This window comes from Capnocytophaga haemolytica (assembly GCF_001553545.1).
GTDB lineage: Bacteria > Bacteroidota > Bacteroidia > Flavobacteriales > Flavobacteriaceae > Capnocytophaga > Capnocytophaga haemolytica.
The window spans coordinates 447,121-464,522 of sequence record NZ_CP014227.1 but is presented as its reverse complement, the minus strand read 5'-3'; the positions used below and the strand labels follow the sequence as shown (position 1 = coordinate 464,522).

Genomic DNA, 17,402 nt, shown 5'->3' with positions numbered 1-17,402 from the left:
TAAATAGGTGTTTTAAATCATCTTACGAAAATCTAAAACACCTATATATAATAATCTAAATTTTTCTTAGAAGAAAATCGCTACTCCAATACCTACACCAAAAGTGCCTTTTTTAAAAGTAATATCTTTATTATCCTTATTTTTAAAATTTTGATGGTCATAATCTAAATAGCCTGTAACTGCAGCTCCGTTGTTTACAAAGTAAGCAACCCCTGCTCTACCACCTACTACCAGACCATCCGCCTTAGTCTTATTATTACCACCTGCTACTTCTGTTGATGAGTATCCATAACCTACTCTTGCACCAAGGAAAGGTTTAAAGTTAGTGTCTAATGGGAAGAAATAGTGCACTTGAGGCACTACTGCAAACGTATTGGTTGTATCACCATCTTTAACTTTTGTATTTTTATACTCCAAACCTAAACCTATTGACAGGTTATTAATCACAAAGTAGTCCAACTTAGGCGCTACCTTGAAAGTATTGGTAGTTTGACTTGTCTCATTACCTACCTTTGTTGTTACCTTTGATGTCTCGTATGAAAGCCCGAAATCGGTACCTACCATCCAATCACCTTTGTCTGTCTGTGCGTAGCCCACACTTGTCAGTGCCACTGCTACAATAAATAAAAATTTTTTCATATAAAATATAATTTTAATGATTAATTATAACGCAAAAGTAATACTATATTTCTAAACCGCCAAATCTTTTTATAAGTTTTTTTACCCCTCCTATTCTTTTGCACTGTATTAAAGTGAGTTAAACCCTCTCACAAAACATCCCTTTTGCTATAAATTTGACCTATAAAAAACAAAAAAGGCTTCACATCTCTGTAAAGCCCTGATTATCTTTTGCTCCCCCTACTGGACTTGAACCAGTGACCCTCTGATTAACAGTCAGATGCTCTAACCAACTGAGCTAAGGAGGAATGTCCTATTGTTTAATTCGGGTGCAAAGGTACAACTAATTTATTTACTGACAAGTTTTTTAGCAAAAAAAACACCTTGCAAATGAAACTTTTTTTGCAAGATGTTTATTTTCAATGTATTGTAACAACTACTTTTTTACGCTTTCTGCGTAATAGTGGTAGAACCACGGAATGGTTTCTATCCCTTTGAGGTAGTTGAATACCCCGTAGTGCTCATTAGGTGAGTGGATGGCATCGCTATCCAAACCAAAGCCTAAGAGGATGGACTTGCTGCCTAACTCCTCTTCAAAGAGTGCTACAATAGGGATACTACCCCCTGAGCGCACGGGTATCGGAGCCTTGCCAAAAGTCTGTTCGCAGGCCTTAGAGGCTGCCTGATAGGCTACAGTGTCTATTGGGGTAACATAGCCCTGCCCGCCGTGGTGTGGTTTCACCTTTACACGTACGCCTTCTGGGGCGATGCTCTCAAAGTAGTCTTGGAAGAGCTTGGTGATTTCCTCGGGGTCTTGATTGGGCACTAAGCGCATTGAGATCTTAGCAAATGCCTTGCTTGGGATTACTGTCTTAGCCCCTTCGCCTGTGTAGCCGCCCCAGATACCGTTTACGTCTAAGGTCGGACGTATAGACGCGCGCTCGGTAGTGGTGTAGCCGTCCTCACCATATACATCATCAATGTCCAACGCCTTTTTGTAAGCCTCTAATGAGAATGGTGCTTTTGCCATTTCATCGCGCTCCTCACGACTAAGCTCCTCCACCTTGTCGTAGAAGTGTGGAATGGTGATGTGTTTGTGCTCATCGTGCATTGAGGCGATCATCTTTGCCAGCACGTTGATAGGGTTCGCCACTGCGCCACCGTAAAGCCCAGAGTGCAGGTCGCGGTTGGCACCTGTTACCTCCACTTCCACATAGCTAAGTCCGCGCAAACCTGTGGTGATGCTCGGTGTGTCGTTGGCAAGCATACCCGTGTCGGAGATGAGGATCACATCGTTCTTCAGCTTGGCGTGGTTGTTCTTCACGAACCACTTGAGGCTTTCGGAGCCTACTTCTTCCTCGCCCTCAATCATAAACTTGACGTTGCAAGGCAGTTTGCCCTCCTTCACCATATACTCCAATGCCTTTACGTGCATATACATCTGCCCCTTGTCGTCGCAAGAGCCGCGTGCATAGATGGCCCCTTGTGGATGCTCTTCTGTCTTCTTGATCACAGGGTCGAAGGGGTCGGACTCCCACAGCTCGAGTGGATCGGCAGGTTGCACATCGTAGTGCCCGTACACCAACACGGTAGGCAGCTTGGGGTCGATGATCTTCTCGCCATAGACAATGGGGTTGCCTGGTGTTTCGCAAATCTCTACCTTATCGCAACCAGCGGCTGCGAGGGCGGCTTTTACGGCTTCAGCGGTGTGGAGGATATCCTGCGAGAAGGCAGGGTCGGCACTCACACTCGGCATTTTGAGTAAGTCAATCAGTTCGGCGATAAAGCGGTCTTTATGCGCCTCGATATACGTCTTAATACTATCCATATAATATGTTATTTAATAAGCTACAAAGTTACAAAAAATATTTAAAACACCAAAATCTCATCTAAAAACAACCACGCATCGCCACCATTAGGATTCTTACCTAAGTTCTTGACTGTTACCTTTATATAACGCGTTTGTACAGGAGTAAATTCCAATGAGAAATTAGCAAGTCGCGAGACTCCCTTCTGCTGGTAAGGGAACTCTTGGTCGGCTACGGTGGTAAATGTCTTCCCGTCCGTAGATACCGCTACGCTGATGTGAGTAGGCAAGAAAATAGCATCGTTGTGCTTGCGCATCGCGCCTACAATCACCTTGCTTACCTCACTAGGCGTCTGCATATCGATAGTGATAGTCGCATCTTTAAACAGCCAGCCGAGCCACTGCCCATCTTGGAAATTCTTAGTGCCACGCACCACATTGGTAAGCGTATGCGGACCCTTACCTTGGTATTTCTTATCCGCTTCGGGTTCGCACTGCACAGGTTTGCCTGCCGCCTTATGGAAGACAATCGTGTCCTTACTCACCACATTGGGCTTGCCATCTACAAACACCGCTGCCTTGCATATCGTATTGCCACTCATTGCTATCGGAGCTGTGTATCTCTGCCCTTGCTCAATCGGAGTGCCATCGAAGGCATAACGAATGTCCGCATCAGGCAATTCCGAACTGAGCGTGAGCAGCACCTTGCCGTCCTTCTCCTCAAGGGTAGGCACCACCTGATACATTGAGATGGCGTACTTTACCCCCATCACGTCGAGTCGCTGCATCTGTGCTTTTACGCGCCTTACAAAGTCCTTCCAATCCTTTTGCTCGCTGGGCGTCCACACCACTTCTGCAAAGGCAAAAAGACGCGGAAAGAGCATATACTCCGAATGTTCAGGGGTGGCGATAAACTCCGCCCATAGGTTCGCCTGCGAGCCCAGAATGTGTTTGTGTTGTTCCTCAGTGAGCTTCTCCCTTTCGAGATTGTAATGATAGACCTTGCTCAGGGTTACGTGCCCACCATTGGCTTCGGGTTCGTACTGAGGCAAACCCTGATAGCGGTTGATATACGTATCACTGGTGAGCACCATAGGGTTGCCTTGTGCTACTGCCTTCTGTGCATTGCGAATACCACGCCAATTCATCACCACCACATCGCTGGGCATTCCGCCTTCTAAGATCTCATCCCAGCCCACTAAGGTGCGCCCGTTTGCCCTTAGGAACTGCTGCATCCGCTTGATGAAATAGGTTTGTAGTTCCGCTGTATTCTTCAGCCCTTCTGTCTTCATACGCGCCTGACACTTAGGGCATTTCTCCCACTCCGAGCGGTCAGCCTCATCGCCGCCTACGTGTATGTATTTGCTGGGAAATAAAGCCATCACCTCGCGCATCACATCTTCCAAGAAAGTAAAGGTCTCTTCCTGTCCTGCACAATAGTTATCTACATTAGGCCACACAGAACCCGAAGGCACAGCGATAGGGCGTTTATGGCAAGAGAGCTCAGGGTAAGCCGCAATGCTGCTCATCGAGTGGGCAGGCATCTCCACCTCAGGCACGATAGTGATACCCCGTGCCGCTGCGTATGCCACAATTTCCTTAATATCTTCTTGGGTGTAATAGCCCCCGTAGGCATTGCTGTGATCCGCCTTTACAGCATCAGGGGCGTTGGGGGTGCGTTCCTCCCAATGCTTATCCTCCTGATTCACACGCCACGCTCCTACCTCAGTGAGCTTAGGGTACTTCTTGATTTCAATGCGCCAACCCTCATTGTCGATCAAGTGCCATTGAAAGACGTTGAGTTTGAGCATTGCCATACGGTCTAAGGTTTTGAGTACATACGCCTTACCGAAGAAGTGGCGCGCCTCATCGAGCATCAGTCCACGCCAAGCGTACTCAGGCGCATCCTTGATATGCACTGCTGGGATCACCCAATCGGCTTGCACTCTTTTAGTACTTTCGATTTCCTTAGGCAAGAGCTGCCTCAGGGTTTCCACCGCATAGATAAACCCGCTCTTAGTGCTTGCCTTGATGTGTACTCCCTCCTTGTTAGAGGTCAGGGAGTAGCCTTCACGGGCGATCTGCTTATCTACCTCAAAGCGTACACTACCTTTCTCAGCTGCCTGAGACTGCACTTTTAGTGTTAAGCCCGCTGCCGTCTGTAGCTTATCGGTGAGGAGCTGCACCACCCCTTGCAACGAGTCAGGCACTACGAAGGTCGTATTTTTGTCAAATACAAATGCTCCCTGTTGCAACTCGAGCTGCACAGGCTTGGGGATAAGCGTAATATCGTTCTCGGTAAAGTGATACTCCTTAGGGGCTGAGCACCCCATCGCTAACAAAGCAATTGTGTAAATGATCCTTTTCATAAAATAGTTTGGTTAAAATTTCAGGCGACAAAGTTACGAAATACTTTTGAATGATACTACTTTTGTACAATAAAAAAGCACCTCAAATGGCAGCACTATTAACCGCTGATCTCGGGTTCACCTACCGTTCACTTGCCGTTCACCTGCCGTTCATCTCAAAGAACAGTATTAGGTTAGTATTAGGTTAGTATTAGGTTTAGCGAAAAACCATCGAATAATCAACGAATTACGATTGCGCAAAAAACAGCCTTTTTACACGTTTTGCATAGTTATATCCGCGTGTTTTCGTGCGATTGAGCTATTTTTTCAAAGCCAACAAACCTCATCATAAAAACATTTGCTATCTTTGCCCGCTGAATTTAAATAACCATTACAAGAATGCTTCGTATCAATCATATTTCCTTCGCTTATCAAAGTGATAAACCCTTGTTAAAAGACCTGTCCTTGGAAGTGCAAACAGGCGAACACGTCTTCATTATGGGCGAAAGTGGCTGCGGCAAAAGTACGCTGCTAAAAGCTATCTACGGTTTGTTCGACCTGCCTGAGGGTACTATTCATTTTAACGATAAGAGGGTTTTCGGACCTTCCTTCCAGCTCGTGCCTGGCTATGGGGCGATGAAGTATCTTGCTCAAGATTTCGATTTGGGTCCGTATCACACCGTAGCAGAGAATGTAGGTCGTTACCTCTCGAATATAGACTTAGAGTGGAAACGAGCACGTGTGGCCGAATTGCTCGCCTTAGTAGGGATGGAGCGCTTTGCCTCACAGAAGGCTTTGGTGCTGAGTGGGGGCGAAAAACAGCGTGTAGCTTTGGCGATGGCTTTGGCGCAAGAACCCGAATTGCTACTGCTTGATGAACCTTTTAGTCAGGTGGATAGCTTCCGAAGAAACGACTTGCAACGCACTCTATTTGCCTATTTGAAAGAAAAGAATATTAGTTGTATGGTAGCTACTCACGATGGCAAAGAGGTTCTATCATTTGCTGATAAAGTATTCATTATGCGCGATGGAAGTATGCTACATTACGATACGATGATGAAGGTATACACTCAAGATACTGACCGCTACACTGCCTCACTTTTCGGTGAAGTAAGCCTGCACAACGGAAAACTGCTTCGCCCGCACCAAATCGCTATCACACCTCAATCCGATTGGCAAGTGACCGTGGAACACTCTTACTTCCAAGGGGCTCACTACCTTATTGAAGGTGTTTCAGCAGAGGGTAAAGTGTACGTGAATCACGAGAAAGCTCTACCCGAAGGGGCAATTTGCTACCTGTGTACTCTAAACCGAATATAAGTAATGGGCTTGCCTTGTGCTAAGTAGAACTGCTCGTAAAAGGTTTTAATGGCAGTAACATCCTCGGGTACCCCATCACTGTTGTATATGTTGTGGTTGGCATAGAGCACCTCGTAGCCCAAACCGTGAAGGAGCCCGAGCGTATAGCCGTGCATAAACTCACTGTCCGTCTTTAGGTGTACATAACCCTCGGTACTGAGAATGTTGTGGTATCTGTTAAGGAAAGCCTCGTTTGTCAGGCGATGCTTAGTGCGCTTGTATTTGATCTGTGGGTCGGGGAAGGTAATCCATATTTCACTGACCTCACCTGTAGTAAAGCAATGCTCAATGAGTTCAATCTGAGTGCGTAGGAAGGCTACATTAGCAATCCCTTCGTCGATAGCCGTCTTAGCACCACGCCAAAAGCGTGCGCCTTTGATGTCTATACCTATGAAGTTTTTATTGGGGTTTTTCTGAGCCAGCCCTACTGAGTACTCACCTTTGCCACAACCTAATTCCAAGACTATCGGGTGGTTGTTCTTAAAATAAAGTTCATTCCAACGTCCTTTATAAGTAAATGCGTCCGTGAGGAGTTCCTCCCTCGAAGGTTGAATGACATTGGCAAAGGTTAGGTTTTCTTTAAAGCGCTTGAGTTTGTTTTTGCTTCCCATTAAATCTGTTTTTCAATCAATCGGGCGCAAAGATACAGCAATATTTTTAAGTGCGATGAACACTATCCCAAAAAATATTCGTACCTTTGTCGCCTAAAATACTTTATTATGAGAAATTTATTCATTATCAGTCTGTTTTTGATGCTCTCTGCAACTGCTATGGCACAGAGCGCGGAGTCTAAAAAATTAGTAGAAATCCTCGTAGGTCCTTCACTCGACACGATGAGCGAGCCTATGAAAGGCTATGTGTCAGAGGCTGACATTCCTGCTTTTGAAAAAGATATTAAAGGAGTGCGCATTGAGCTTATCAATGAGTTTGCCAAGATTTATAGCTCTGAGTTTACGGCGCAGGAAATTAAAGAATTACTAAAATTCTACCAGTCGCCTGTTGGGAAAAAGCTCGCTGAGAAATCGCCTGTATTTACCCAAAAGGGTATGGCAGTAGGGCAAAAACTCTTAATGCCTATCATCCAAAAGTATATGGGTAAGCAGCTACAACAGCAAGGGGCTAACGAGTATTTTGACAAAGATAAGAAGTAAGTGTTACCAATGGAGATCTTACATTCACAAATCATTGGCGAAGGTCGCCCATTGTTCATCCTTCACGGCTTCCTCGGGATGTCGGATAATTGGAAAACCCTCGGGCTGCAATACGCCCAACAAGGCTTCCAAGTGCACCTGATCGATCAGCGCAACCACGGGCACAGTTTTCACTCCCCTGAGTTCAGCTATCCATTAATGGTGTCCGACCTGATAGCCTATGCCCAAGCACATCAGATCGCATCATTTGACCTTATGGGGCACTCTATGGGCGGTAAAACAGCAATGCTCTTTGCTACTGAGCACCCCACAATGACTCATTCGCTCATTGTGGCCGATATCGCCCCGAAGTATTACCCACAGCATCACGAAGCTTTCCTACAAGGTTTAGCCTCACTTGACTTTGATAAGCTCAAATCGCGTAGTGAAGCAGAGGCTGCCCTCGCTCACTATGTGAGTGATGTAGGTATCCGACAGTTCTTACTAAAAAACCTTTACTGGGAAACCCGCGACCGTCTTGGGCTACGCCTCAACCTCTCTGCTTTAATTGAAAATGAAAGCGAAATAGGTGCCGAGTTGCCACGCAGTAATGTCTATGAAGGAGCGACTCTCTTTCTTAAAGGGGAGTACTCTGAATATGTGATGCCTGAGGATGAGGTGCTAATTCACACCCATTTTCCACACGCTAAAATAGACACTATCAGCAAAGCTGCCCACTGGCTACACGCTCAAAATCCAAAGGAGTATTTTGAGAAAACAATCCATTTTCTAAACAACGTCTCTTAAAATTAAATTCATCATATTATGCGATATATCATTTATCTACTTGTTACGGCTGCTATTGTGTTTCTTTTAGGAACACTTAATGTAGGGGCTCACATCGGGAATTACGGCTCTGCACTACTTGTAGCCTTCGTGCTTTCTATTCTCAACGCAATAGTAAAGCCTATCCTGCAATTCATCTCTATCCCTATCACCATCTTCACTTTTGGGCTTTTCCTATTAGTGATCAATGCCGTGATAATCCTCTTAGCTGGTGAGATCGTCGAAAGCTTTATCGTACACGGATTTTGGGGTGCAATGATGTTTAGCCTCTGTCTATCCCTCTCACAAGCTATCGCCTTTGGCTTAATGGAAGGTGATAAAAAGTAAACAACTTTATTTGTAGTCTCACAAAATAGTTGTACTTTTGCAAAGAATAAAGAAGAGAATACAGCTTTAAAACATTTAGGACTATGAAAGAAAAACTAAAAACATTCTTCAGACGCTTTGGGAAGCATATCGCTTTAGCTATAGTAGCCACAATAGTATTAATATGGCTGGCGCTGAAGCTATTACAGGTATATACAGCACACGGAAAGTTCATTGTAGTACCCGATCTTACACGCAAAACCCTCACCGAAGTACAGATCATCCTTGATGAACAGAACTTACGTTTTGAGGTACTTGACTCCACTGAATACGACCCTAAATTTCCTGCTTTTTCAGTAATCAGTCAAAGTCCTGAAGCTAATGAGCGCGTAAAGAAAAATCGCAAGATTTACCTTACTATCAACCCTTCTGGCTATCATAAAGTGACTGTCCCTAAGGTAATACAAGTAACGCGCCGTAACGCTATTGCTACCCTCGAATCAGTAGGGCTAACGGTCGGCAGGGTTACTTATGTAGATAATATTGGTAAGGATATGGTGCTTGAGATGCAGTACAATGGCAAACCCGTACAACCTGGCGATAAGCTCGTAAAGACTTCACGTATTGACTTGGTATGTGGTAATGGCTTCGAACATTCAAGAGATAGTGTCCAAGAGCAAGGTGTCATCCCTGTGGAAGACTTAATGGAATAGCGAACTTATAGTGATATAAGCTAAAAGCTAACCCCTAAAAGCTATCATAATGATTGAAGATAACGATTTAGAAACTTCTGACCACTTATACGAACACTACGCTTTTACAGCAGGCAAAGGTCAAGAGCCTTTGCGCGTGGATAAGTTCTTGATGAACTTCGTAGAAAATGCCACCCGCAACAAGGTACAACAAGCTGCTAAGAGTGGCAATATCTATGTAAATGGCTCCCCAGTAAAACAAAACTACCGCGTAAAAGCAGGCGATGAGGTCAAAGTGCTCTTTGCACATCCCCCTCACGAAGATCTATTAGTGGCAGAGGATATTCCCCTTAACATTGTATATGAAGATGAAGCAGTGATGGTGGTGAATAAACCCGCAGGAATGGTTGTGCACCCAGGTCACGGCAATTACAGCGGCACATTGATCAATGGCTTAGTATATCACTTCGAAAAGAATCAGGCTACAGAAGGAGGCGGGGAAAGAAATCTCCCTAATAACAGCTCCAACCGCCCAGGGTTAGTACACCGTATTGATAAGGATACCAGTGGTTTATTGGTTATTGCTAAAACTGAGGAAGCAATGCTTTCGCTCACTACTCAATTCTTCAACAAAACCACTGAACGACAGTATATCGCTTTGGTGTGGGGCAATGTGACAGATGATGAAGGCACCATCACAGGCCATATAGGGCGCCATCTGAAAGACCGCCTCCTGATGGACGTATTCCCTGATGGTAGCCACGGCAAAGAAGCCGTCACCCATTATAAAGTATTAGAGCGCTTTGGCTATGTAACGCTGATCGCTTGTCGCTTAGAAACGGGTCGTACACACCAAATACGTGTACACCTCAAGCATATTGGGCACCCCCTTTTCAACGATGAACGCTATGGAGGAGATAAGATCCTCAAGGGCACTACCTTTGCTAAGTACAAACAGTTTGTTGAGAATTGCTTTGCAGTACTACCCCGACAGGCATTACACGCCAAAACGCTGGGCTTTACGCATCCTGTCACTGGGGTGTTTATGCGCTTTGACTCTCCCCTACCCGATGATATGACCGCTTGCATTGAGAAATGGCGCCGTTATAGCAACAATACTGCTAATGACGATCTACAAGACTAACCATAAAAAAGCACCTCTTTCAGGTGCTTTTATTTTATTTATGCAATTACTTGTATGGTCCTCTTCACCTCCTCTGCGATCCTTCGTGCTTGGTTAATATCCTCATTTACGATGGTTACGTGTCCCATCTTTCGGAAGGGGCGGGTCTCGCGTTTGCCATAGATGTGGGGCGTAACCCCTGGCAGTGCCATTATCTGTTCTATGTTTTTATAGACGACCTCGCCTGTGTAGCCCTCAGCCCCCACCAAGTTTACCATCACGGCGGCGGCTTTGCTCTCTGTACTGCCCAACGGTAACCCTAAGATAGCGCGTAGGTGCTGCTCAAACTGATTGGTATACGAGGCTTCAATGCTGTAATGACCTGAGTTGTGCGGGCGTGGTGCCACTTCATTGACTAGTACCTCCCCTTCCTTGGTTAGGAAAAACTCCACAGCCAGCAGCCCCACTACCTCAAAGCACTCCGCAGTGCGCAAGGCAAGTGCTTGGGCTTTCTCGGCAATGTCGTCTGAGATACGCGCAGGGCAGAGCACATACTCCACTTGGTTAGCCTCAGGGTGGAACTCCATTTCTACTACGGGGTAGGCAGCTATCTCACCTGTGGAGCTACGGGCTACAATCACCGCCAGCTCCTTTTCAAAAGGCACAAAATCTTCTACTACACATAGTCCTTCTGGCAGTCCTTCTAAATCATTATCATTGCGAAGCACCTTCACTCCATTGCCATCATAGCCAAAACGTGCCGATTTCCACACAAGAGGATAATTAAGCTCATACTCTAATGCTTCCTCTTGCAACACCCTTGGCGACTCAAAAACACTAAATGGAGATGTCGGTATGCCCTTCTCTCCATAAAATAACTTCTGGTCTACCTTGTCTTGCACTATTGAGAGTGTTTTCGGCGAGGGGTACACCCGTACCCCCTCAGCCTCCAAAGCCTCTAAAGCCTGTACATTCACGTGCTCTATCTCAATGGTAAGCACATCTACGCCCTTACCAAAGTTGTAGACTGTATCATAATCCGTAAGACTGCCTACAACAAACTCATTGCACGCCAAGCGCGCAGGTGCCTCGGGTGAAGGGTCGAGAACCTTAGTGGTGATATCCCACTTGCGTGTTTCAGCCAGTAGCATCTTACCAAGCTGCCCCCCACCAAGGATACCAAGGGTAAAGTCTGAGGAAAAGTAATTTGTCATAATTATTTATAGCAGTAAGAAGCAAGCAACGAGTAACGAGTACTCTCTGATTGCTTACTTCTCACTTCTTGTTTCTCATCTCTTATTTCTTGCCTCTGATCTCTCTTACCAAGTAAAGGTATACAGGGAAGTGGTCGGAGTAGCCCCAAGTGTAGTTGCCGTTGGACATACTGCGGAAGGGATAGCCTTTGTACTTCCCTTTGGGGTTGGCTAAGTAAGGCTTGTTGAAGATGCCTGCCTTCCAATAGCGGTAGGTGGACTTGTCGTCCTTGAGCAAATCGTAGGTGATGAAGAACTGGTCGAAGAGGTTCCAGCCATCCTGATAAGCCAATGTGCCCTCGCCGCGGTTGTACATACGTATCATCGGGTTGAAAAGCCCTCCCTGCTGCACGTCTTCTTTCTTCTCTTTGGTCTTCAGAACGTCCTTGATGGCAGGACTGGTGGGGTCGTCATTAAAGTCGCCCATAGAGATCACCTTGGCATTAGGGTCAATGTGTTGCAATGAGTCAAATATCTGCTTGTTCAGCTCAGCTGCTATCTTCCTAAACGGACGGCTATTCTTCTCACCACCAAGCCTTGAAGGCCAGTGATTGACGATGAAGTGTATCGTTTCACCATCTAGCTCGCCAGTTACTAAGAGCTGGTCGCGGGTACGGAAACGCTTGCCTTTATCTGTTTTTACATCTGCTGGATATGGTACAGCAACTGATGAGGAAGGTTTAAAAATTCCCATCTTGTAGATCAATGCCACGTCCACTCCGCGCATATCGGGCGACTCGTAATGAATAATCCCATAGTTATACTTCTTGAGGTAATCGGTATTGATAAGGTCGCGCACCACATTTTCATTCTCAATCTCACCCAAGCCGACAATGTCAGGAGCCTGATGTGTTACATCACTGCCTATCTCGGAGATCACCTTAGCAATCTTATTGACGTGGTCGGTATACACCTTACTCGTCCAACGATCTGCTCCGTTAGGGGTGCGATCGTCGTCGAACTTCACTGGGTCGTTAATGGTATCAAACAGGTTCTCTACGTTATAGAACGCTACGGTTCTCACCTGAAACTTCTTATCCTGTGCCTCTGCACACGATACTAACACTAAGGTTAGTGCAAGTGTAATAATCCTTTTCATTGGTTCTGTCTCTAATGGTTGTTATTATTGTTGAATATACGGTTGAGGAAGCCTTTCTTCTTCCCTTGGTCTTCCTGCCCCTCAGGGTTGGAGGCGGGCTTAGCCTCGCTGGAGGCTGGGGTAGGGTTGGTAACGTCCTCAATGGATATCTCCTCTTCTTCATCTACATTGTGGAGCTTTCTTCCACTTGATTCGTAGATGCGATAAGGCAACTCGCCCGACCTGATGGTGTCCTTTGGCGTTGAGCTGAGCAGGCGGTCGAAGAAGTCGTCGCGTACCACAGGCTCACACTCTCTAAGGGTGGTTTGTATGTCATTGCTTACTTGGAAGTATGCCTTGGTAAGCTCCTTGTACTTAGGGTTCTTATTGAGCTGTTGCACAAAGATAGCCGCTATCGGTAGGGCTGAGTTGGCACCTTGCCCCACACGTGTAGAGCGGAAGCCTATCTGCTGGTCGTTGCCTACCCAAGTTACCATCACTAAGTTGGGCAACATCCCTGCGAACCATCCGTCCTTATTATCCTGAGTGGTTCCTGTTTTCCCCGCAAGGTCGTTGGTAAGCCCGTAGGTGCCTCGCATACGCGCTGCGGTTCCTTGGTTTACGGTGCCACGTAGGTATTGAAGCATCGTCTGTGTGGTGGTCTCGTTTAGAGCCTGTGCTGCCTTAGGTGGATGCTTGTACTCCCATATCACTTCCCCTCGCTTGTTGGTGATCTTCTCAATAAAATAAGGCTTCACGGGCACTCCTTTATTGGCAAAGGTAGTGTAAGCACGTGCCATCTCTATCACTGAGAGATCGGCAGAGCCCAAGGCAATAGAGGGCACCCTTGGCAATGGCGAGGTAATACCCATCATCTGGGCTTTCTTGATCACATTTTGCAAGCCTGCATAGAAGAGCACCTGCACTGCCACCGTGTTGAGCGACTCGCGTAAGGCTTTCGCCACAGAGTAGTACACATAAGGATCCTCCTCTGTGCGTGAGGCGTTGCCAGGTGTCCACCAGCCGCCCTTATCTGGATAGGTGAGCGTACGGGGTGAGAAGTGTGAACAAGCGGGCAAGCCCTGTTCAAGAGCCGTAGCATAGACGATCGGCTTAAACACCGAACCTACTTGTCGGCGGCTTTGGAGCACGTGGTCGTACTTGAAATATTGGAAGTTAGCCCCACCAACATAGCTCCTAATGCCTCCCGTTTGCGGATCGACGGTTAGGAAGCCCGTGTTGAGCATTCGGATCATCTGCGAGATACTGTCGAGGGTGCTGTGCTTCATCACACTGTCGCGCTGGTAGAACGACAGATCCATCGGACGCTTCTCACTGAGCTTTGCCCATATCTGCGCCTCGCTTAGCCCCTTATCCTCTAACTCTTTGTAAAGGGGTAGCTTCTTCACTTCTTGCTTAAACCAATCGCTATCCAAGTTCCAAGGTGCTTTGTTGCCGTAGAGTTGTTCAAATTCTTTCTGCAAGATGGGTAAGTGCTGCTTTACAGCGTTCTCTGCGTACTTCTGCATCGTCTTATCAACAGTGGTGTAGATGCGCAGACCATCACGATAGATGTTGTAGGACGAACCGTCCTTCTTCTTCACATCCTTGAGAAGTGTTGGCAACTGTAAGCGGATCTGCTCCAACATATAAGGGGCTAAGTTTTCCACCTCACCTGCGGTACGCACTACCTTCACGGTATCCTTCTTGTGGAGCTTATAGTCCGCTTCGGTAAGCACATTGTTCTTCTTCATCTGGTTGAGCACCACATCACGGCGCTCGCGGCTGCGCTCAGGAGCCGTACGCGGGTTGTAACTACTGGTCGCTTTGAGTGAGCCGATAAGGGTCGCAGCCTCGTTGAGGGTAAGCTCACTTGCCGACTTATCGAAGAAATGCTGTGCCGCACTCTCTATGCCGTACGTGTTATCACTAAAAGGCACCGTGTTGAGGTAGAGTGTGATAATCTCTTCCTTGGTATATGCCTTCTCGAAACGCTTGGCGATGATCATCTCCCTAATCTTGTGGATAGGCATCGAGAGCTTGCCATAGCGCTTGCCACGCCCGAAGATATTCTTTGCCAACTGCATCGTGATGGTGCTACCGCCTCCTGAGGAGTCGTCCTGAAGCAGCAGGGTTTTGAAGAACACACGGAAGAGGCTTCGCACATCCACACCACCGTGCTGGAAGAACCGCTCATCCTCTGTGGATACAAGTGCCTTGATCAGATAAGGGGGGAAGTCGTCGTACTCAATACGGGTACGGTCTAAGATATAGAACTTGCCGAGTATCTGCCCCTCATAGTCGTATACCAAGCTGGACTCTGACTGTCGCAAATCCTGAAGGTCTTCCTCAGTTGGCAACTCGCCAAAGCAGCCAAAGTAAACCAGCGCAAAGAGCACCGCCACTGCCGCCACCCCTACACCTATTGGTATGCCTATCCATTTAAGGTAGAACTTGTACGTCTTGCTTCGCAGCCATTGCCAAAGCCCCTTACCCGCCCAGATGAGGAACTCCACAGGGGTGTAAAGCACTTTCAGCACCTTGCCCCAGAAGCCCTCGGGCATCTTAGATGAAAGGCTTGCGGACTTGTCGCGTTGTGAGAAACGTTGGTAGAGGTCGTACACGAAGAACGGCACGATAAGCACCACCAGCAACACGCCTTGTGCTAAGTATTTCAGCCCCACACGCAGCCACTTATAAAGATATTCACCTGCCTTGATGAGCCAACTTAGGAGTCGTGAAAAGAAGTGTGCTATGCCAAAAACCACTTTGTGCACGAGCTCCTTGAACGTTATGTTTTCAAAAAATGACTTCACGATACGTCTTGTTATTGTGTTTCAAAGTACAAAGATAAGTACTTTTCAGCTTCTGACAAATAATTAAAACATTTTTTTTGTACCTTTGCGGAAAATAAAACCATTCCAGAGATGATGACCATAACACTCAAACGCGCCTACGAAGCAGCACAACCTACCGACGGCTACCGCATCCTTGCCGACCGCCTATGGCCTCGAGGTATTAAGAAAGAAACCTTCGCCCTCGACCTATGGGCTAAGGACGTTGCTCCCAGCACTGAACTACGCAAGGAATATCATCAGCACCAAGATTTCGAGCTCTTCAAGGCTGCTTATCTCAAGGAGCTGAATGCCAACCCTGCTGTTGAGGACTTCCTTAACAATATCTCAGAACAGCCTCACATTACCCTACTGACGGCTGTGAAAGAGGTAGCACGTAGCGAACTACCCATCTTGAAGGCTTTTATAGAACAACGGTTAGGGCGTTAAAGCTAAAAAATCCTTAGTGAGAGATACTTACTAAGGATTTTTTATAGTCGTCATCACTATTGTATTACTTACCAATAGACCACACTGTGTAGCTCTTAGCGGGCACGGTAATGGTTACCTTGCCTGCCGCATTGGTTTTATAGCGCTTGATTACGTGGTTAGTATAATCAATAATTACCCTATCTTTCCAAGGTGTATCAACCGTTTGGGTTGAAGATTTTTTAGCATTATTCAGGTAAAGTATCATACCAGGACTTTTAGTGTCTCCCAAACGAAAATCAATAAACTCAGTCGGTGAAGCATAATAAAACCTTTCTTCTCCTGCTGCTAAACTGCGATGTATGAGTAATAGCTGTTGTAGCTTGGCTTTCCATTCTGATTTCTCGTAATCGGAATAGAAAATAGTAGGGTAACCGCTATGGGTAAGAATATAAGCGTATGCTAAGAGTTTATTTTCAGTATCAATGCGATTACCTTGATTAGAATCCTTCTCCGTATCGTGATTGGCAGCAAAGGTTACTGCTTTATTTGGGTTGAGCGTGCGAAGCATCCTAGGATTTTTGAGTCCTTTCAGGTTATTGCCGTCAAGAGCTTGCTCAAGTGTATAGAAGCAGGCAAAGTCAAAGGCTGAGGCACCGCTGTTGTCTGTCCAGCTTTTCAGCACGTCTGCATTGCCATCCCAGAGTTCGCCCACGGCAAACCCACCAACCGCTGCCAGCCAGTCCTTGACTACCCAAGCACCAAAGCTCTTCACGTAATCAAACCGCCAACCATCTATTTTGATAGTGTTCTTGTAGTACTTTGCTACCGAGTTATCCTGTTTCCACAGCCAGCCTTGTACGTAATCCTTCTTGTGACATAAGTCTTGCTCAGGGTAGAAGTCTGCTCCCTCATCGTGGTCTTCATCTAAGTTGGGGTGAAAATCATTGTAATTGCGCGTAAACTTACCAGAGGCGCAACCGTGAGTTTTATCAAATAAGGTGTAGGTCTCCTTGTTTCGATAAGGGTTCCACTCCTTGCCACCACCGTCGTTATGCCCTATGACAATGTCTGCCACTACCTCCAGCCCTACTTGGTGGGCTTTGGTGATAAGGCTTACAAGTTCGTCCTTTGAGCCGAAGCGTGTTTCGGTAGTACCGTGCTGCTCATACTCGCCAAGGTCAAAATAGTCAGAAGGGTCATACCCCATAGAGTAGCCACCTGAGGCGCCTTTACAGGCAGGAGGCAGCCATATGCGGTCGATACCATTTGCCTTCCAATCAGCGACCTTTTCGGATACTTTATCCCACCAACCGCCTCGTGGCTCTACATCCCAATAGAAGGCTTGCATCATCGCACGGTTGCCATTATCCATCTCAGTGAGATTGATAGGTTCTGTATCTGATGTATTTGGAAGTTCTTCTTCTGTATTAATCTGAGGCTTCTTCTCTATATTTGAATCTTGCTTATCACAAGCCCATAAGGCTAATAAAATTGTACCTAATAAATATATCTTTCTCATTCTCTTTTCATATTAATAAAATACCCCCTGAACAAACAGAGGGTATTGGTTTTTATT

General features: G+C 46.4%; 15 protein-coding genes and 1 tRNA gene. 7 read left to right on the top strand and 9 right to left on the bottom strand.

The window, feature by feature from the left end:
* Positions 1-66: 66 nt before the first annotated feature.
* The 4 genes from AXF12_RS02170 to AXF12_RS02155 form a co-directional block, all read right to left on the bottom strand.
* Positions 67-639 carry an outer membrane beta-barrel protein gene (locus tag AXF12_RS02170; protein WP_066428010.1) on the bottom strand — a complete coding sequence of 191 codons (573 nt, stop codon included), beginning with the start codon at positions 637-639 and terminating at the stop codon, positions 67-69.
* A gap of 213 nt (positions 640-852) precedes the next feature.
* A tRNA-Asn gene (locus AXF12_RS02165) sits at positions 853-926 on the bottom strand.
* A 128-nt stretch (positions 927-1,054) separates the two neighbouring features.
* Positions 1,055-2,446 carry a dipeptidase gene (locus tag AXF12_RS02160; RefSeq protein ID WP_066428009.1) on the bottom strand — a complete coding sequence of 464 codons (1,392 nt, stop codon included), beginning with the start codon at positions 2,444-2,446 and terminating at the stop codon, positions 1,055-1,057.
* Between the two features lie 41 nt (positions 2,447-2,487).
* Positions 2,488-4,794 (bottom strand): glycoside hydrolase family 20 protein, encoded by a 2,307-nt coding sequence (locus tag AXF12_RS02155; protein WP_066428008.1) that lies wholly within the window; start codon positions 4,792-4,794, stop codon positions 2,488-2,490.
* Between the two features lie 378 nt (positions 4,795-5,172).
* Here AXF12_RS02155 and AXF12_RS02150 point away from each other — a divergent pair, with 378 nt between their 5' ends.
* Entirely contained in the window at positions 5,173-6,093 is a 921-nt protein-coding gene (locus tag AXF12_RS02150) for an ABC transporter ATP-binding protein (RefSeq protein ID WP_066428007.1), read from the top strand.
* Here the strand turns inward: AXF12_RS02150 and trmB are convergent.
* Positions 6,066-6,743, bottom strand: coding sequence for a tRNA (guanosine(46)-N7)-methyltransferase TrmB (trmB, locus tag AXF12_RS02145; protein WP_066428006.1), 678 nt, complete (start codon positions 6,741-6,743; stop codon positions 6,066-6,068). The two genes, AXF12_RS02150 and trmB, sit on opposite strands and share 28 nt — an antisense overlap.
* A gap of 108 nt (positions 6,744-6,851) precedes the next feature.
* Here trmB and AXF12_RS02140 point away from each other — a divergent pair, with 108 nt between their 5' ends.
* The 5 genes from AXF12_RS02140 (at position 6,852) to AXF12_RS02120 (ending at position 10,250) form a co-directional block, all read left to right on the top strand.
* Positions 6,852-7,283, top strand: coding sequence for a DUF2059 domain-containing protein (locus AXF12_RS02140; protein ID WP_066428005.1), 432 nt, complete (start codon positions 6,852-6,854; stop codon positions 7,281-7,283).
* A gap of 15 nt (positions 7,284-7,298) precedes the next feature.
* On the top strand, positions 7,299-8,069 hold the full coding sequence (locus AXF12_RS02135) for an alpha/beta fold hydrolase (protein ID WP_082753006.1): 771 nt from the start codon (positions 7,299-7,301) through the stop codon (positions 8,067-8,069).
* An 18-nt stretch (positions 8,070-8,087) separates the two neighbouring features.
* Positions 8,088-8,435: a phage holin family protein gene (locus AXF12_RS02130; RefSeq protein WP_066428003.1), complete on the top strand. Its 348-nt coding sequence runs from the start codon at positions 8,088-8,090 to the stop codon at positions 8,433-8,435.
* Positions 8,436-8,518: 83 nt separating this feature from the next.
* On the top strand, positions 8,519-9,127 hold the full coding sequence (locus AXF12_RS02125) for a PASTA domain-containing protein (RefSeq protein WP_066428002.1): 609 nt from the start codon (positions 8,519-8,521) through the stop codon (positions 9,125-9,127).
* A gap of 49 nt (positions 9,128-9,176) precedes the next feature.
* Positions 9,177-10,250, top strand: coding sequence for an RluA family pseudouridine synthase (locus tag AXF12_RS02120; protein ID WP_066428001.1), 1,074 nt, complete (start codon positions 9,177-9,179; stop codon positions 10,248-10,250).
* A 38-nt stretch (positions 10,251-10,288) separates the two neighbouring features.
* Here AXF12_RS02120 and AXF12_RS02115 read toward each other — a convergent pair whose 3' ends face one another.
* From AXF12_RS02115 to AXF12_RS02105, 3 genes are all read right to left on the bottom strand, one after another.
* The gene (locus AXF12_RS02115) at positions 10,289-11,443 is read right to left on the bottom strand and encodes a 5-(carboxyamino)imidazole ribonucleotide synthase (protein WP_066428000.1); all 1,155 of its coding nucleotides are present in this window, start codon (positions 11,441-11,443) and stop codon (positions 10,289-10,291) included.
* Between the two features lie 82 nt (positions 11,444-11,525).
* On the bottom strand, positions 11,526-12,581 hold the full coding sequence (locus AXF12_RS02110; protein WP_066427999.1) for an endonuclease/exonuclease/phosphatase family protein: 1,056 nt from the start codon (positions 12,579-12,581) through the stop codon (positions 11,526-11,528).
* Positions 12,582-12,592: 11 nt separating this feature from the next.
* Positions 12,593-15,124 carry a transglycosylase domain-containing protein gene (locus tag AXF12_RS02105; protein WP_417903574.1) on the bottom strand — a complete coding sequence of 844 codons (2,532 nt, stop codon included), beginning with the start codon at positions 15,122-15,124 and terminating at the stop codon, positions 12,593-12,595.
* Between the two features lie 366 nt (positions 15,125-15,490).
* Between AXF12_RS02105 and AXF12_RS02100 the strand changes: the two genes are divergently transcribed.
* A complete protein-coding gene (locus AXF12_RS02100; RefSeq protein WP_066427997.1) occupies positions 15,491-15,844 on the top strand; it encodes a DUF488 domain-containing protein in 354 nt (117 codons plus the stop codon).
* 64 nt (positions 15,845-15,908) lie between these two features.
* Here the strand turns inward: AXF12_RS02100 and AXF12_RS02095 are convergent, their stop codons facing one another.
* Positions 15,909-17,345 (bottom strand): alpha-amylase, encoded by a 1,437-nt coding sequence (locus tag AXF12_RS02095; protein ID WP_066427996.1) that lies wholly within the window; start codon positions 17,343-17,345, stop codon positions 15,909-15,911.
* Positions 17,346-17,402 lie beyond the last annotated feature (57 nt).

Bases quoted from the DNA above. Each gene is read 5' to 3' on its own strand.
- AXF12_RS02170 (WP_066428010.1), bottom strand. From the start codon at position 639: ATGAAAAAATTTTTATTTATTGTAGCAGTGGCACTGACAAGTGTGGGC.
- AXF12_RS02150 (WP_066428007.1), top strand. From the start codon at position 5,173: ATGCTTCGTATCAATCATATTTCCTTCGCTTATCAAAGTGATAAACCC.
- AXF12_RS02095 (WP_066427996.1), bottom strand. From the start codon at position 17,345: ATGAGAAAGATATATTTATTAGGTACAATTTTATTAGCCTTATGGGCT.
- AXF12_RS02115 (WP_066428000.1), bottom strand. From the start codon at position 11,443: ATGACAAATTACTTTTCCTCAGACTTTACCCTTGGTATCCTTGGTGGG.
- AXF12_RS02160 (WP_066428009.1), bottom strand. From the start codon at position 2,446: ATGGATAGTATTAAGACGTATATCGAGGCGCATAAAGACCGCTTTATC.
- AXF12_RS02110 (WP_066427999.1), bottom strand. From the start codon at position 12,581: ATGAAAAGGATTATTACACTTGCACTAACCTTAGTGTTAGTATCGTGT.
- AXF12_RS02155 (WP_066428008.1), bottom strand. From the start codon at position 4,794: ATGAAAAGGATCATTTACACAATTGCTTTGTTAGCGATGGGGTGCTCA.
- AXF12_RS02105 (WP_417903574.1), bottom strand. From the start codon at position 15,124: ATGCCCGAGGGCTTCTGGGGCAAGGTGCTGAAAGTGCTTTACACCCCT.
- AXF12_RS02140 (WP_066428005.1), top strand. From the start codon at position 6,852: ATGAGAAATTTATTCATTATCAGTCTGTTTTTGATGCTCTCTGCAACT.
- AXF12_RS02130 (WP_066428003.1), top strand. From the start codon at position 8,088: ATGCGATATATCATTTATCTACTTGTTACGGCTGCTATTGTGTTTCTT.
- AXF12_RS02120 (WP_066428001.1), top strand. From the start codon at position 9,177: ATGATTGAAGATAACGATTTAGAAACTTCTGACCACTTATACGAACAC.
- AXF12_RS02125 (WP_066428002.1), top strand. From the start codon at position 8,519: ATGAAAGAAAAACTAAAAACATTCTTCAGACGCTTTGGGAAGCATATC.
- AXF12_RS02100 (WP_066427997.1), top strand. From the start codon at position 15,491: ATGACCATAACACTCAAACGCGCCTACGAAGCAGCACAACCTACCGAC.
- trmB (WP_066428006.1), bottom strand. From the start codon at position 6,743: ATGGGAAGCAAAAACAAACTCAAGCGCTTTAAAGAAAACCTAACCTTT.